Below are 15105 nucleotides of genomic sequence, written 5' to 3'. Positions count from 1 at the left end.
GCCCAGATAAGTCGGTAGCAGCGAATTAGTCGACGGAAAATTCGGCCATCTTATCACACTCGGTTTTCGGTTAATGTATAAACGGTCTCATGCGAGTGCTAGCCAGAACCAGAATCAGCAGGTCAACCGAAGAATCAACCAGTATCGCTAGGCAACGAGAGCTCATCGAGAACTGGGCACAAGAAAACGACCACGAAATCGTAGCCTGGGCAGAGGACCTGGATGTCTCAGGCTCTATCTCCCCGTTCGACGCCCTGGAGCTCGGGCCGTACCTTAAAGAGCCACTCAGCGCGGAGTGGGAAATCCTCGTGGCTTGGAAGCTGGACAGACTAGCTCGTAACTCAATCAACACGCACAAGCTTTTCGCATGGATTATCGAGCAAGACAAAACCCTGGTGTGCATCAGCGAGAACATCGACCTAGGAACCTGGGTAGGGCGAATGGTGGCTAGTGCCATCTCTGGTGTTGCCGAGGGAGAGCTGGAAGCTATCCGAGAGCGTACCAAGGCCACTAAGGAGAAGATGCGCAGAGACGGTAAATGGTTCGGAGGCAAACCACCGTACGGGTATGTTCCTGTCAAGTACCTCGAAGGGTGGAAGCTGGAAAAAGAACCCGAAGAACAAGAGGTGGTTCAGAAGATTTTTGGTATGGCCCTGGACGGAGTATCAGCTTGGGCTATTGCTAAATGGCTTAACAACGAAAAAATCCCCACAGCGACAGAATCACGGTGGAGAAAGAAAACCCAGGGTTGGCAGGGTGAAACGGTAAGGCAGATGCTTCGTAACAAAGCCTACCTAGGTTGGACGACGCACGAGAAGTCTCTGGTTCTCGATGCCGTAGGTAACCCGGTAGAGAAGTGCGAGCCTAGTATCAGCGCAAAGGATTTCAATCGGATTCAAGAACTCCTACGCTCTAGGAGCAACCGCCCTACCGGCGGGGATACCTCTCCCCTGCTCGGGGTTTTAAAATGCTGGGATTGCGGACAAAACATGCACATCAGACGTCAGAAGATGGCCGGAGGCAAAGTCAACGAAGCCTACTACTGTCCACAAGAACACCTGCCTCACGCTGTCTCAGGAGAACCTGTGAAGCAACGCGTGTACGAATTGTTCGAACAAGAACTAGGTGACCACGAGATTATGGAACACCGAATCATCTCTGGACGAGACACCTCGGAGGAGCTAGCAGAAGCTAACCAAGCCTACGAGGAGCTGTCCGGGTACCTGAGCTCTGCTCTCAATAAGAACGCTCGTAGGTTGCTGCATCAACAGCTGAACCAGATAAGCGAACGAATAAAGAACCTAGAGTCCATCCCAGACAAAACAGTTAGGGAGTGGGTATCCACCGGACGCAGATACATCGACGAGTGGAACGAGCTAAACGAAGAGGGAAAGCGCCTTCTCATGCTCAGGCACGAAGTTAGTGTTAGGGTACGCCAGCTAACTAAGAGCTCCTGGAAAACTCCAGGAATCCTAGAAACAGAGTTCTGCATACCCCAGCAACTAAAAGACCGACTACAAACCTAGGAAGACGAAAACGACACGACAACAGTGAAGCGTCCTTCTGGTCGACACTTAAAACCGAATTCTACGACCGTAAGCGCTGGGCGACCCGTGATGCCGCACGCAAGGCCGTTGCCTACTGGATTGAAGCCATCTACAACCGTCGACGCCGACACTGAAGCACTCGGTATGGTCAGCCCTGTCGACTTTGAGAACCACACCGGTTCGACCACCAGCAGAAAAGAAAAAGCTGCCTAACCACTAGGTAGCTCCACTACGTGTCCACGATTTGCGAGCAACCCCAATCCTCGCAGTTTAAGTCCTCGGGTGACGAACGTCTAAGGTATAGCTATAAACTCACCGCCGTTTAGGGAAAGGCATGTACGGGCTAAAGCGGGACCCACCAATAGTATGAGCGGACTCACTCACGACATCGTGATGACGATGATTAAGGAAGGTTACCGACAGTCGGATATTGCTAGAGAGTACGGCGTTTCTCGCCAGTACGTTAGTAAGCTAGCCAAACAATCCGGGTACATATCTTCGATGACGATTATCAACGATAATCTCCCGTGGAGGGTTGACTCGGACTTTCAGAAAAATTCTTTGTACCAGTCGCTTAGGCTAATCGCCCACTACAACCTAGAGGGTGAGGATGCGTTCGTGAATGCAAAGACTTCGCGCCGCAAGGCCCAACGTCTTGCCGAGCGTCTAATCGTGTTCCGGCAAGTTATCGACTACAACCCCGCTTACCCCGCGATACCAGGAATCGTTAATACTCCTGGCTTCGCTTACGTCCCCCGCACGGAATCGGATGAAGACTTCATCATCAAGATTCGACCAGACGTGCGGGTAACAACGATAGGTGACCGCATCTGGAGGTTGCCGGAAATCCCCTAGGTTATGATTCGAGTCGACGTCAACACAGATAACGATAAGGCTTTCCTTCGCCGTCGTAGACGACGAAGCTAGTATGACGGTCATCCGAAATTTACCGGTACCAAAGAACGGACCTGACTCCTGAATGAACTGCTCCCCACTAGTAGGCTACTGATTTCTCAGTCCAACTTATGGGGAGCAGTTCGCAGCCAAGTGCCGGGGTATTCCTATTTGCTTGTCTTATGCGATTACGCTATTTGATATTCGGCCATCTTATCCCATTGGGTTTTACCCTGAATCTTGGTGTTGATGATGTCCGGGGTTTCCACTAGGTACTTAGGGAGCTCTTCGCAAGAACGCTTGAAGTGCTCGGTATTGACGTGGTCGACATCCGTGCCGTCCTTGTAGGACTCCAACAGCAGGAAGCGCTGCTTGTCTTCCGGATCGCGGAACCACTTGAAGTCGATGCAACCGGGCTCGGCCTGGCATGCCTTGGTGTACCAGTCGATTTCATCGAGGAAGGTCTCGGCGTACTCAGGCTTGACGTGGAACTGTACGTTGATCAAAATCATGAGCCCCACAGTAACGCGCTGGCCGAAAACGTGCAGAAAGCCCTGCCTACAACGGCAGGGCTTCGTTCACTGGTCTTTGTTGGGGTTATTTTGTGGGGGCTACTTGTTGAAGAAGTACTCCGCCACATAGACGTAAGTGCCGTCGTAGGACTGGGCAACACCGAAGCCAGTGCCGTCAGTCTTGGTCACGGGGACATCGCGGTTAAGCCAATTCACGCGGTCCTTCGCTTCAGACTCGGTGAGCTTGTAGATATTGCCGCTGCCTTCTTCTAGGTGCGTCAGGCCGTCACCGGCGTTCTCATGGAAGGTGACCTTGCCGGCAGCTGCCTGGTCCGCCCATTCCTGGGCGATGTTCTTGGCGTTCCCATCAGCATGGTGGCCCTGCTTCAGCAGGTGAGCGTGAGTAGCTCCAACGAGCTCATGAGCCACGGCGGGAGTCGGCTTCTTGATGAAAGCCGGCAGCTGGACATTGAGCTGCTTCGCAACATCATATGCTTGGGCAGGCAGCTCGATCTGGAGAGAATTGATCTGCTCAGTGGCCTGGGAGGACAGCTGGTTAATATCCTGTGCCTGGGCGGCTGATGCGCCGGACACCGCGAGGGCTGTGGTCAGAACAGCGGTGGCGGACAGGCGAGAAACACGACGGAATGCATTCATGCCTACTACCGTGCCATAGAATCCCCGTGTCTGAGAACTAACCTTCCGGACTCACAGGAAATTCGATATGGCATTGTTATCCTCCGAGACGTAGGCGAAAGGGTGAGCAGTAGTGCTGGATGTTGTGACGGGGTTTGCGATTATCTTCGTCGTTATCGCTGTGGGGTTCGTGCTGGCGCATAAAGGTGTCATCGGTAAAGGCGAAGCTCGGCTGCAGTTCAACCGAGTTGCATTTTGGGCTGCAACCCCGGCGCTAGTTTTCTCCAGCGTGGCACAGTCAGATACCTCAGCGTTTGCTTCTCCTGTCGTGGCGGTCATTGCGGTTGCCTCGGTAGCGACGATGGGGCTATACGGGCTGCTGAGCCTGCTGTTCTTCCGTCGCAGCGGCTCAGAGACGATGGCGGGAGCCGCGGCCTCAAGCTATTACAACTCGGTCAACATCGGTCTCCCCATCGCTACCTACGTGATCGGTGACGCCACCTTCGTCGTCCCCGCCCTCGTGCTTCAAATGGCGGTGCTGTCCCCGTTCATCATCGCGGGACTCAATGCACAAGGAACAAGCTTCCGTTCTGTGACCCGCTCAGTGACCTCAGGTCTCACCGCGCCGGTCGTCATCGCGGCAGTTCTGGGATTCATCGTCTCGGCCATGGGATGGACCGTGCCGGACGTCATCATGGCGCCTCTGGAGATCCTAGGCGGGGCATCCATTCCGATGATCCTCATGAGCTTTGGTGCTTCCCTCAAAGGAGACTCACTTCTGGACAATGACCGGCTTCCTACCATCACCGCGACAGTGCTCAAACTTATCGCCATGCCGGCCATCGCCCTTGCTGCAGGCCTAGCCTTTGGCTTAAGCGGTAGCGAGCTCTATGCCGCACTCATCTTGGCGGCGCTGCCCACGGCACAAAACGTGTACAACTACGCCGCAACCTACCAGACTGGTGAGACCGTAGCGCGCGATACGGTTTTCCTCACCACGTTCCTCTCACTGCCAGCCATGCTGGGTATCGCGGCTCTCTTCGGCTAGGGCATTCCCTATCCTTCGAGCTTCTCTCCCAGCTCCAGCCATTCCATCTCGAGCTCCTCACGCTCGGCGGCAACGGCCTTGAGTTCTGCGTCCAGCGTCGACAGCTCTGCGGAATCACCCTGCCCAGAGGTCATTTTCTCGGCGGCGGCAGCCATTTTCTCGTTCAACTGTGAGGTTTTCTCATCAAGCTTGGCCATCTTGCGCTCGAGTGAATTCATCTTCTTGGTGAGTTCACGCTCTTCCTGGGAGCTGAGACGCTTGGTGGGGGCTGCGGCGGCAGAACCTCGTGCCGGTCCTTGCGCGGAATCTGCTGCTGAGCTGGAGGCAGCGTCCGCGGCAGGTTCCGAAGACTTCTCCCCAAGATCAATAACACCGCGAGACGCGGTGGCCTCCATCTGCTGGCGGCGCCGGAGATACTCCTCGATACCACCGGGAAGGTTGGTGAGCTTGCCATCGCCGAAGAGCGCATAGGTATTGTCCGCGATGCGTTCGATGAGGTAGCGATCGTGCGAGATAACCACCATCGTGCCCGGCCAAGAATCCAAGAGGGATTCCAGCTCTTGAAGGGTATCGATATCAAGGTCGTTCGTGGGCTCATCGAGAAGCAGCACGTTCGGCTCCGCCATAAGCACACGGGTCAGCTGCAGTCGGCGGCGCTCACCTCCGGACAGATCACCCACTGGAGTGCGCTGGCGCTTGGCGGAAAATCCCAGGCGTTCCGCCAGCTGAGAAGCACTGAGTTCCTTCTTTCCCAGATGCACATAGGTGGCGACGTCCTCGACGGCGTCGAGAAGCCTGCGTTCTGGGTCGAGGTCATCAAGCTCTTGCCGCAACCAACCAAGGCGCACGGTTTTACCTTCGATACGCTTACCTGCGGCCAGCTCCACCTCACCTGCGAGCGCCCGCAGCAACGTTGTCTTACCTGAGCCGTTGACACCGACAAGCCCAATGCGCTCACCTGGGGCGAGGCGCCACGTGAGGTGATCCACCAACGTGCGACCATCCGGCGTCGTAACTGTGGCATCCTCGAGTTCAATGACAACGCGCCCTTGGCGCTGCTTGGAGAAGGCCATGAGCTCAACTTTGTCGCGCGGTGCGGGAACATCCGCAATGAGTGCCTCAGCGGCCTCGATGCGGTAGCGCGGCTTCGAGGTTCGCGCCGGTGCACCGCGGCGCAGCCACGCGAGCTCCTTGCGCGCCAGATTCTGGCGGCGTTGCTCCATGGCATCGGCCTGCCGGGCTCGCTCAGCGCGGGCGAAAGTCCAGTCATTGTAACCGCCCTCGTACGCATCAACCACGCCATCGTGAACCTCCCACGTGGTCGTGGCAATGGTGTCGAGGAACCAGCGATCGTGGGTGACAACGATGACCGCCAGCTTGCGGGCAAGCAGGTGCTTCGCCAGCCACTGCACGCCTTCCACATCGAGGTGGTTCGTTGGCTCATCGAGCACCACCACATCAAGGTCCTGCACCAGCGCGGCCGCAAGATTCACGCGGCGGCGTTCGCCACCGGAAAGGGATCCCACCGGGGTATCGAGGCCGAGGTCGACGATACCGAGCCCGCCGAGGACATCGCGCACCTTGGCATTGGAGGCCCACTCGAAGGTTTCCAAACCGAGGGGCTCGATAATGACCTGGGCAATGGTGAGCGACTCCTCCACCTCAAAGCGCTGCGTCACCACCGCCATGCGTAGATCCGAGTTGTGCGATACTCGCCCCGAGTCCGGCGGCTCAATGCCCGTGAGGACCTCCAGCAGCGTGGTTTTACCACCACCGTTGACGCCGACGATACCGATACGATCACCGGTTTGAACACCGAGAGAGACCCTGTTCAGGAGGGTCTTGAGTCCAAAGGACTTGCTTACATTTTCCAGGTTGATGAGGTTCGCCATAACGCCTTCATCCTAGTGGGTGGCAGTATCAATTAGGAAAGATCGACGAGACTTGCGCCCGCGGCAGGAGCCGTGGTCACAAGTCCACGAGTCCCGCGGTTATCAGCGCACACACTGGCAACGACCTCAGCCGCCGTCTCCTCGTCCTCGCATAGAAAGGCACAGGTCGGGCCAGAACCAGAGACAATGCCTGTGAGCGCGCCGGCAGCCTCACCAGTATCCAGAATCTTGCGCAGGTCTGGGCGTAGGGACAATGCTGCCGGTTGAAGGTCGTTGTGCACGGCAGCGGCGAGCTCCCGCGGGTTGCCACTGACGAGTGCTTGGCCCACAGCCTCCGTATCGAGGTGCGGTGCGCTTCCTCGGCCGGCAGCTCGCAGTTCATCAAGCTTGTGAAAGACCGTCGGGGTGGATAGGCCTTCGGAATTGGTGATGATGGCCCAGATGTAGCGGCCACGCGCCAGCATCGGCGTGAGCAATTCGCCGCGGCCGCGGCCTAGTGCGGTGCCGCCCATGAGCGTAAAGGGCACGTCAGAGCCCAACTCGGCGGCGAGTTCGAAAAGCATCTCCTCGGTGACGGGTTCGCGGCCGAACTCGGTGCTCAGCGCATGATTGGCCAAGAGCAGAGCCGCAGCAGCATCGGCAGATCCGCCCGCCATGCCGCCGGCAGCGGGGATGTTTTTCTCCATCGTGAGGGTGCCAGTCGCCGGCACCATGAGGCGCTGCGCCACCAGTTCCACGGCACGCCAGGCCAAGTTGTCGATGGATGCCGGCACCCCCGCCGAGTGAAGTCCAGTGACCTCCACGGTGGTGTCTTCGGCCCAGCGGTAGCTCACTCGATCGTGCACGTCGAGGGACTGAAACACGGTGGCGAGCTCGTGAAAGCCGTCCTCGCGCGCCTGGCCAACCCCGAGGTGCAGGTTCACCTTGGCATGGGCACGGGCCTGCCACACGTGCGGGGGTGTTGTCATAGGATTGCTCATGAGACTTCCGCCAGTCGGACAAAGTCCTCCACACCAAGCTTCTCACCGCGCAGGCGCGGATCTATATCCGCTGCACGCAGGGCTTCTTCTGCCGCCGCGGCGGAGCCGTAGAACCCGGCTAGTGCGGCGCGGAGGGTCTTACGGCGTTGTGCAAAGGCAGCATCAACCAACGCAAAGAGACGCGGGCGGAGGGCCTCGTCATAGGGGCGGGTGCAGTCGATACGCACCAGGCCCGATTCAATCTTGGGGGCGGGCCAGAACACGTTCTTGCCTATCGTCCCGGCCTGCCGCACCGGCCCATAAAAAGAGGCCTTCACGCTGGGCACGCCATAAACCTTGCTGCCGGGCGCGGCAGCAAGACGCTCGGCCACCTCGAGCTGAACCATAACGAGTACGCGACGAATCGAAGGATAAAGCTCAAGCAGGTGCAGGAGAACCGGAACGGCAACGTTATACGGGAGGTTAGCCACGAGTGCGGTGGGCTCCCCCAGCTCCCCGGCCTCAACGGCGAGGGCGTCCTTTTCTACGAGGGTCAGGCGATCCGCTTGCTCGGGAGCACGCTCAGCGACGGTTCCCGGAAGCTTGCCAGCCAGGCGCGGATCGATTTCCACGGCCGTGACATGTTCGACCTCTCCTAGTAGGCCCAGGGTCAGTGATCCCAAACCCGGCCCAACCTCCACCACGCGATCCTCGGAGTCAAGGTCCGCGGCGGCAACGATGCGCCGAATGGTGTTGGGGTCATGCAGGAAATTCTGGCCCAGCTTTTTTGTCGGTGTCACGTCGAGCTCGGCAGCAAGCTCGCGTATCTCCACCGGGCCCAGCAGGAGGGGTTGTGTCATGTCATCCAGATTAATACGCCGAGCACTTAAAGCTTTAGCGCAGGCCGAGCTTCGCGGTGCAGGCAGGCCATGCGCCCCAGCCCTGAGCGGCCTGGACCTTCTGAGCTACGGCAATCTGCTGCTCGCGGGTGGCCTGCCAGGCCTGTGGCGCGTATTCATTGCCACCGAAGGCAGCCCAAGTGGACGGGGTGAACTGCAGGCCGCCGGAGAAGCCGTTACCGGTATTGATGGACCAGTTGCCAGTGGCTTCACACTGCGCGATGGCATCCCAGACGGAGCCTTCAGCGACGGCGGGGGCGGTGGACTTCGGCTTAGTGCCGCGCGCGATGAGGGCTGCGATCGGTTCGGTATGGACGTCTTCCTTAATGACGTCGTTCGACTCTTCTTCGCCATTCACCGTTACGATCTTGCGGGTGACGGTGCGGGAGCCTGGAGTGCCCTCTTCGCGGACCTCCTCGGTGCCCTCTTCCAGCTCAGGATCATCCACATACTTAGCCGGCGCATCGAACTCTTCAGTGTTGTCTTCCTTAGAGACCGTGACTCGATCCACGGTGATGCTCATGCCGGCGGTGACCGGGGTATCAAGCTCTGGGCTGACGCGGTCATCCTTGTCCACGGTGATGCCACGTGCCTCGAGCGCATCCTCGACAGTCTTCGCCGAGACGCTTGCATAGGAGACGGAGCCTCCGTCGGAGACCTTGACAATCTTCGGAGAAACTACCTCGATGTTCATCCCTTCGGTCACTACCTCGTCGTCCGCGATTTCCTTCGCCCCGGAGGTTACCGCAGCTCCCGGCACAATGCCGTCGAGGCCGCCGAGCAGATCAGAGACGGTGAGATCGGTGGAGGACAGCTGCGTTTCCACGCCATCAATGGTGACGGCGACCGGCTTGGCGGTGCGAACGGTGATGGAGTCGCCGTCGGCAAGCTGCTCGGAGAGGGCCGGGTACACCAGGTCCTCACCGTCTACGCTGACCCCGGCGGCTTCCAAGGCGGTGTTGACGTCCCCGGCAAAGGTAGCCAGAGTGGTGGTTTCACCGTTGACGTCAAGCGTGATGTCCTTCTGCGCACCGACGGCGACAACACCACCCACGGCTAGGGTGCCCAGTACACCGCCGGTTGCCATGCGCAACGGCAGGGATCGGGAATTGTTGATTCGCTTGATCTGCTTCTTCGGGGACATAAACCTTTTCTCGTCTCTGCAGTATGACGTGCCGAGCATGCGCCCGGCACCTGACTCTGCGCGACAGAATGCGCGCCCCGGCAATCTCAATGCCGGGCTAACTTTGGATAACGATACGGTAACAGGACGTAACAATCGAGAAGTACGTACACGCCGCTACCACTGGCAGAACACTCGTCACAACAAACACGCCTGCCACCTCTGAGCAGGAGGTTTAGCAAAAGTGAAGATCCTCACACCCCGAAGGTTGCGGCGAAAGTTTCCGTCACCTCCGCAGCAAGTTCTTCCACCTGCTGTCCACGGGCCTCCGCGACACAACGATAGGTATGTCCGATAAGCGAGGGCTCATTGCGCGCCCCGCGAAAAGGCTCCGGGGTCATGTAGGGAGCATCCGTCTCAATAAGTAGCTGACCCGCTGGTGCCAGTGCCGCCGCCTGACGCATCTCTTCATTGCGCTTGAAAGTCACATTGCCGGCGAAAGAGAGGATATAGCCGCGGTCGAGCGCTTCTTTGGCCACCTCCAGCGGGGAGGAGAAACAATGCAGCATCACTGTCGGCGCCTGAGCGCACTCCCCCAGCACTCGCATGAGGTCCTCGTCAGCTTCACGGTTGTGAATCATAAGGGTTTTACCAACCTTGGCCGCCAGCTCCGCGTGCCAGCGCAGCGCTTCCTCCTGCACCTCAAGCGGTGCGGTGCTCTCCGGTTCGTGATGAATCCAATACGTGTCCAGGCCGGTCTCGCCGATGGCCACGCAGCGCGGGTCCGCAGCCATCTCAGTCAGGCGAGCACGGGCGGCCTCGTCGAGCTCACCAGCCTTTGTCGGGTGAATTGCGCACGCGGCATACACGTTATCGAACTCGTGGGCGGCAGCCAGGGCTTTTTCAGCCTCAGCCAAACCATCACCAACGGTGACGATGCGCTCCACCCCGGCAGCACGGGCGCGGGCAACTAAGTCGGCGTCAGAGTCGCGACACGAGGCGAGGTGCGTGTGGGCGTCGATAAGCTGGCTCAGACCTTCGGCGGGCACGGGCGTGGGGCGTGGCTTCTTCTTAGACATGGCTGCGAGTGTAGTCGAGCGCGCATGAGAATCCGCACAGCGACGGACTCCACTGTCCCCCGCGATAACATCGGCCCTCAACCGGGCTTTCCGGAGAACACGGCCTCTATCAAGTTGCATGAGAAGTTCGGCTTTGCCACTGTAGGTACGTTCAAGAAAGTGACCTGCAAGGCTGGGCGCTGGCCCGACCTCACCCATTTGCAACTCATGGTTTAAGGATCAATCATGCACGTTCGTCCCGCAGTGCTTGGCGACGCCCCCGCCATCGCCGCCATCTATAACTCCGCCTCCGCTGCAACGCCGGCTGCTAACCTCGTCACCTGGCAGGAAACCGTGGAAGACCGCGAGCAGTGGCTTACACAGATGGAGAAAGAAGGTTACCCGGTTTATGTCGCTGTGGACGACGAGGAGATCGTCGGCTGGGCAGCATATTTCCAGTTCGTGACCCCCGCCATCTACTACGGCACCGCTGAAGACTCCATCTACATCGCTGAGTCCGCGCGCGGCAGGGGTGTCGGCAGCGAACTGATGGCCACGCTCATGGATCATGCCGCCGAGAATGAGTACGTGGAAACCATCATTACCTACATCGTGGACACCAATGAGGGCTCCATTGCGCTGCACAAAAAGTTTGGCTTTGTAGAGACCGGCCGCATGCCGAATATTCACACCAAGGACGGCGTGCGCCTGGGGTTAGTGCACCTGCAGCGCGACTTCGACCGCTCCTAGCGCGTTGACCGCTCCACCGTTGGCTATGCCGAGTCGTTAGGCTGAAGCCGGTGTGAGCGGCTCAATTTCCTCTAACTCAGAGAGGATTTTATCTTCCGCGACATCCAAGTCGTAGTGCGACTGGAGACCTAGCCAAAATTGCGGAGTCATTCCGAAAAACTTGGCCAACCGCAGTGCAGTATCAGCGGTGATAGCCCGCTTGCCGTGGACAATTTCATTGATCCGACGAGGCGGAACTCCAATCGATACGGCGAGCTTGTGTTGGGTTATCCCCATCTCCTTAAGGAAATCCTCCACAAGAATTTCACCTGGATGCACTGGGGGGAGCTTCTCAGTGGTAGTCAACGATCTCAACCTCCTGTGGCCCTGCGGCGGTCCATCGGAAACAGATCCGCCATTGACTGTTGATGCGAATGCTGTACTGACCCTGCCGAACACCCTTCAACGCTTCGAGTCTGTTTCCCGGAGGTATTCGGAGCTCATCCAGCCTCTGGGCATAACCCAGCTGCCTCAACTTACGGAGAGCAACCGTGTGAATACGCGGGTCGATGGAAGGTACTTTCTCACGATTCCATAAACGCTCGGTCACCTTGTCCGCAAACGACTGGATCACTGCTTCACCCTATCCCCCCATGACGCCTCGCGTCAATAACGCAAGGCGTCAAATGCTTCTTCATTGTAGCTAAAAAGGTATCTTGTCAGCTCTGAATTCGCTAGCCAACAAGCTCGTCGTCGATGTATACCCGCGTCGTGGCGCGCAAACCCGCGAAAAGCATGCACAGCGACAGCGCCATGAGACCGACGAGCACGACGGTCCAGTTTCCGGTTGCACCGCGCACTACGCCAACGAGTAGTGGTACGAGGCCGGCGAGGACATAACCGCCGGGTTGGACGAAGCCGGAAAGACGCGCGGTGGTCAGCGCGGTGCGCGTGCGGGCGGTCAACAAAGCAAGGACCAGTGGGAAGCACATGCCGCCTATCCCCATGAGAGTGGCCCATGCCAACGGTGCACTATCGGCTGCAAGAAGCACCCCAGCCCACCCAGCGCAGGTACAAAGCGCAAGCACGACGGGCACAGGGGCAAGGCGATCGAGACGCGAAATCAACCACGGCATGACAATTCCGCCGAGGATGTTGAAGACACCGATGACGGCCAGCGCCACGCTCGCGGTGTTCTCCCCCACGCCTTTTTCCACAAGCATGCGAGGCAGCCATCCCATTTGGACATACGCCATGGTGGATTGCAGCCCGAAGAAGAAAAGCATGGCCACGGCCGTGGGCGAGGTGTACATAGGGCGCGGAGCTGCCGCACCATCGACGGCTCCCTGAGCCACATCGCGTCCAGTGCGCGGGAGCACGACCATCCACGCGATGAGTTGCGCGATGGCGGGCAGGCACCACACCCACAGCGCGCCCTGCCACGTGTTCTGGGTGACCGCCGAAAGCGGCCCCAGAGCACTCGATACCCCCAGCATCGTCGTGTACGTCGTCATGAGCGCCACTAGGGTGCGTCCCGAGCCATGTTGTTTAATCCACGCTGGAAGCAGGACATTGGCCAGCGCGATGCCGGCGACAACGCAGACTGTCAGGGCCACAAAGAGCGAAAAGCTGCTGACCCATGGGCGCAGCGCCAATCCGGCAACGAGTGCTACCGTGCCGGCCGCCAAGGTGCGGCTCAGCCCTACGTGACGCGCGATGGGAACAGCAGCCAAGCCCATGACCGCAAAACACAGGCCTGGCAGCGCGGTGAGCAGTCCGGCTGCACCGGACGAGATACCAAAGAATCCCTGAATCTGTCCGAGAACCGGCGCTACCGAGGCAATGCCGGATCGCAAATTCACCGCCGTGAGGCACACGACGGTGAACAGCAAGGCAGGCGCGAGTGTGCGCCGGAAGCGCTGCCCCACAGAACCTACTTCTGTACCGGGGCCCATTCTGGGCCGGTCTCACCGAGCACTGGATCAAGTTTGGCCACGAGCGGCTTCGGCTTCTGCAGCGTGGTGCCCGGCGTGACGTCGATACGCTTCCACGCCGCCTGCTGTGCGGTGTAATCACCAGTGATGATCGGATACGGGTGGTTCTCCGGCGGAAGGTTCACACCCACGACCTCGACCGGCATGTCATCGACAACGTCCTCAACCTGTGGCTGTGCGGCCCATACGCCCTCACGCCCTAAGGTCTCGTGTACCTTTTGCGCGGTGAAAGGCAGGAAGGGGGTGAGCATGACGTTGCAGTCAGACACCACCTGAAGTGCCGTCCACAGGACGGTGGCGAGGCGCTCGCGGTGCGTCTCATCCTTGGCCAGCTTCCATGGTTCCATTGCGGCAACGTAGGCATTGGCCTCACCCACGACGTGCATGATGGAAGTCATAGCCTGCTTGAACTTGGACTGTTCAAGGAAGTCCGCGGCAGTGGCGAAGGTGTCCTCCGCCAGTGCCAAAATATCCTTGTCCGGCTGCTCCAGAGCAGCCGGGGCCGGTACCTCGCCGAAGTTCTTAAACGCCATTGACACCGTGCGGTTGACCAAGTTGCCCCAGCCGTTGGCCAGCTCGTTGTTGATACGGCGGACAAACTCATCCCAGGTGAAGTCGGTGTCATTGTTCTCTGGACCGGCCACTGCGATGAAGTAGCGCAGGGCATCGGGGCCGAACTCCTTGAGGAAGTCTTTGACGTAGATAACCACGCCCTTGGAGGAGGAGAACTTGGACCCCGACATAGTCAGGTATTCCGAGGAGACAATCTCCGTGGGTAAGTTCAGCTCACCGTAGGTGTGCAGCTGACCACCCTTTGCTCCCTTGCCCGCGTAGCCTAAGAGCTCCGCCGGCCAGATTTGGGAGTGGAAGGTGATGTTGTCCTTGCCTTGGAAGTAATAGTGGCGGGCCTCCGGGTTCTGCCAGTAGTGCTTCCATGCCTCAGGGTTGCCGGTGCGGTGTGCCCACTCAATGGAGGAAGACAGGTAGCCGATAACCGCATCGAACCACACGTAGAGTTTCTTCGCTCCGTTGTCCTCCCAGCCCTCAACCGGGATCGGGATACCCCAGTCAATATCGCGGGTCATGGTACGCGGGCGCATATCCTCCAGCAGGTTGAGGGAGAACTTCAGCACGTTGGGACGCCACTCTTCGCGGGTCTTCAGCCACGACTCGAGGGCGTCTTTGACCGCAGGCAGGTCCAGCAGGAAATGCTCGGTGTCGATGAATTCCGGCGTTTCCCCGTTGATCTTGGACACTGGGTTGATGAGGTCTACCGGGTCCAGCTGGTTGCCGCAGTTATCGCACTGGTCACCGCGGGCACCATCGGCGCCACACAGCGGGCAGGTGCCCTCAATGTAGCGGTCCGGCAAGGTACGGCCCGTCGATGGCGAGATAGCACCCTGGGTGGTCTCCTTGAGCATGTAGCCGTTCTCGTAGAGGCCTTTGAAGAGTTCTTGCACCACCGCGTAGTGATTGCGGGTGGTGGTGCGGGTGAAAAGGTCATACGACAGTCCGAGGCCCGCCAAGTCGGTCACGATCTGACGGTTGTAGCGATCCGCCAGTTCACGAACGGTAACGCCTTCCTTGTCCGCCTGAACCAGCAGCGGGGTGCCGTGCTCGTCCGTGCCGGAGACCATGAGGACATCCTTGCCGCGCATTCGCTGGAAGCGGGCAAACACATCGGAGGGAACGCCGAAGCCCGCCACGTGTCCGATGTGGCGGGGTCCGTTGGCATAGGGCCAAGCAACATTAACGACAACTGTCTCAGTCATGGCCCCTACTCTATCGAACACCCCCTCACCGTACGTGCAGTG

16 protein-coding genes and 1 pseudogene are annotated in these 15105 nt (G+C 58.9%); 6 read left to right on the top strand and 11 right to left on the bottom strand.

Translation table 11 applies throughout. The features are described from left to right. Positions 1–89: 89 nt before the first annotated feature. From CSING_RS04625 to CSING_RS13570, 3 genes and pseudogenes are all read left to right on the top strand, one after another. Complete coding sequence (locus tag CSING_RS04625) at positions 90–1526, top strand: recombinase family protein (RefSeq protein WP_042530122.1); 1437 nt, start codon at positions 90–92, stop codon at positions 1524–1526. Between the two features lie 32 nt (positions 1527–1558). Next, positions 1559–1760 (top strand): annotated as a pseudogene (locus CSING_RS14030) (IS3 family transposase); the annotation flags it as partial. A gap of 405 nt (positions 1761–2165) precedes the next feature. Beyond that, positions 2166–2402, top strand: coding sequence for a hypothetical protein (locus CSING_RS13570; RefSeq protein WP_144403114.1), 237 nt, complete (start codon positions 2166–2168; stop codon positions 2400–2402). 227 nt (positions 2403–2629) lie between these two features. On the opposite strand, the gene CSING_RS04615 is transcribed toward CSING_RS13570, so the two are convergent. Together CSING_RS04615 and CSING_RS04610 are read right to left on the bottom strand one after the other, a co-directional pair. After that, positions 2630–2953 carry a putative quinol monooxygenase gene (locus CSING_RS04615; RefSeq protein WP_042533151.1) on the bottom strand — a complete coding sequence of 108 codons (324 nt, stop codon included), beginning with the start codon at positions 2951–2953 and terminating at the stop codon, positions 2630–2632. Between the two features lie 99 nt (positions 2954–3052). Further along, positions 3053–3610: a hypothetical protein gene (locus tag CSING_RS04610; protein WP_042530118.1), complete on the bottom strand. Its 558-nt coding sequence runs from the start codon at positions 3608–3610 to the stop codon at positions 3053–3055. A gap of 112 nt (positions 3611–3722) precedes the next feature. On the opposite strand from CSING_RS04610, the gene CSING_RS04605 reads away from it, so the two are divergent. Further along, entirely contained in the window at positions 3723–4637 is a 915-nt protein-coding gene (locus tag CSING_RS04605) for an AEC family transporter (protein WP_042530116.1), read from the top strand. An 8-nt stretch (positions 4638–4645) separates the two neighbouring features. Here CSING_RS04605 and CSING_RS04600 read toward each other — a convergent pair whose 3' ends face one another. The 5 genes from CSING_RS04600 to CSING_RS04580 all read right to left on the bottom strand — a co-directional run bounded on the left by CSING_RS04600 (position 4646) and on the right by CSING_RS04580 (position 10589). Further along, a complete protein-coding gene (locus CSING_RS04600) occupies positions 4646–6529 on the bottom strand; it encodes an ABC-F family ATP-binding cassette domain-containing protein (protein ID WP_042530115.1) in 1884 nt (627 codons plus the stop codon). A 32-nt stretch (positions 6530–6561) separates the two neighbouring features. Beyond that, on the bottom strand, positions 6562–7497 hold the full coding sequence (locus CSING_RS04595) for a 4-(cytidine 5'-diphospho)-2-C-methyl-D-erythritol kinase (RefSeq protein ID WP_407637945.1): 936 nt from the start codon (positions 7495–7497) through the stop codon (positions 6562–6564). Positions 7498–7505: 8 nt separating this feature from the next. Beyond that, a complete protein-coding gene (rsmA, locus tag CSING_RS04590) occupies positions 7506–8348 on the bottom strand; it encodes a 16S rRNA (adenine(1518)-N(6)/adenine(1519)-N(6))-dimethyltransferase RsmA (RefSeq protein ID WP_042530110.1) in 843 nt (280 codons plus the stop codon). A 34-nt stretch (positions 8349–8382) separates the two neighbouring features. Then, positions 8383–9531 carry a resuscitation-promoting factor gene (locus CSING_RS04585; protein ID WP_042530107.1) on the bottom strand — a complete coding sequence of 383 codons (1149 nt, stop codon included), beginning with the start codon at positions 9529–9531 and terminating at the stop codon, positions 8383–8385. A 233-nt stretch (positions 9532–9764) separates the two neighbouring features. Further along, positions 9765–10589, bottom strand: coding sequence for a TatD family hydrolase (locus CSING_RS04580; protein ID WP_042530105.1), 825 nt, complete (start codon positions 10587–10589; stop codon positions 9765–9767). Positions 10590–10613: 24 nt separating this feature from the next. Between CSING_RS04580 and CSING_RS14160 the strand changes: the two genes are divergently transcribed. Both CSING_RS14160 and CSING_RS04570 read left to right on the top strand, forming a co-directional pair. Then, positions 10614–10805 carry a GNAT family N-acetyltransferase gene (locus CSING_RS14160; RefSeq protein WP_042530102.1) on the top strand — a complete coding sequence of 64 codons (192 nt, stop codon included), beginning with the start codon at positions 10614–10616 and terminating at the stop codon, positions 10803–10805. 9 nt (positions 10806–10814) lie between these two features. Beyond that, the gene (locus tag CSING_RS04570; RefSeq protein ID WP_042530100.1) at positions 10815–11318 is read left to right on the top strand and encodes a GNAT family N-acetyltransferase; all 504 of its coding nucleotides are present in this window, start codon (positions 10815–10817) and stop codon (positions 11316–11318) included. 36 nt (positions 11319–11354) lie between these two features. Here CSING_RS04570 and CSING_RS04565 read toward each other — a convergent pair whose 3' ends face one another. The 4 genes from CSING_RS04565 to metG all read right to left on the bottom strand — a co-directional run bounded on the left by CSING_RS04565 (position 11355) and on the right by metG (position 15063). After that, positions 11355–11615 (bottom strand): HigA family addiction module antitoxin, encoded by a 261-nt coding sequence (locus CSING_RS04565; RefSeq protein WP_042530098.1) that lies wholly within the window; start codon positions 11613–11615, stop codon positions 11355–11357. Between the two features lie 34 nt (positions 11616–11649). Further along, the gene (locus tag CSING_RS04560) at positions 11650–11931 is read right to left on the bottom strand and encodes a type II toxin-antitoxin system RelE/ParE family toxin (protein WP_042530097.1); all 282 of its coding nucleotides are present in this window, start codon (positions 11929–11931) and stop codon (positions 11650–11652) included. Between the two features lie 100 nt (positions 11932–12031). Then, a complete protein-coding gene (locus tag CSING_RS04555) occupies positions 12032–13252 on the bottom strand; it encodes an MFS transporter (protein WP_236684034.1) in 1221 nt (406 codons plus the stop codon). Then, positions 13231–15063, bottom strand: a complete 1833-nt coding sequence (gene metG / locus CSING_RS04550; protein ID WP_042530093.1) for a methionine--tRNA ligase — start codon at positions 15061–15063, stop codon at positions 13231–13233. Before metG ends, CSING_RS04555 begins: the two co-directional genes overlap by 22 nt. Positions 15064–15105 lie beyond the last annotated feature (42 nt).

The organism is Corynebacterium singulare (genome assembly GCF_000833575.1).
Classification (GTDB): domain Bacteria; phylum Actinomycetota; class Actinomycetes; order Mycobacteriales; family Mycobacteriaceae; genus Corynebacterium; species Corynebacterium singulare.
This window is presented reverse-complemented; position numbering and strand designations above follow the sequence as displayed.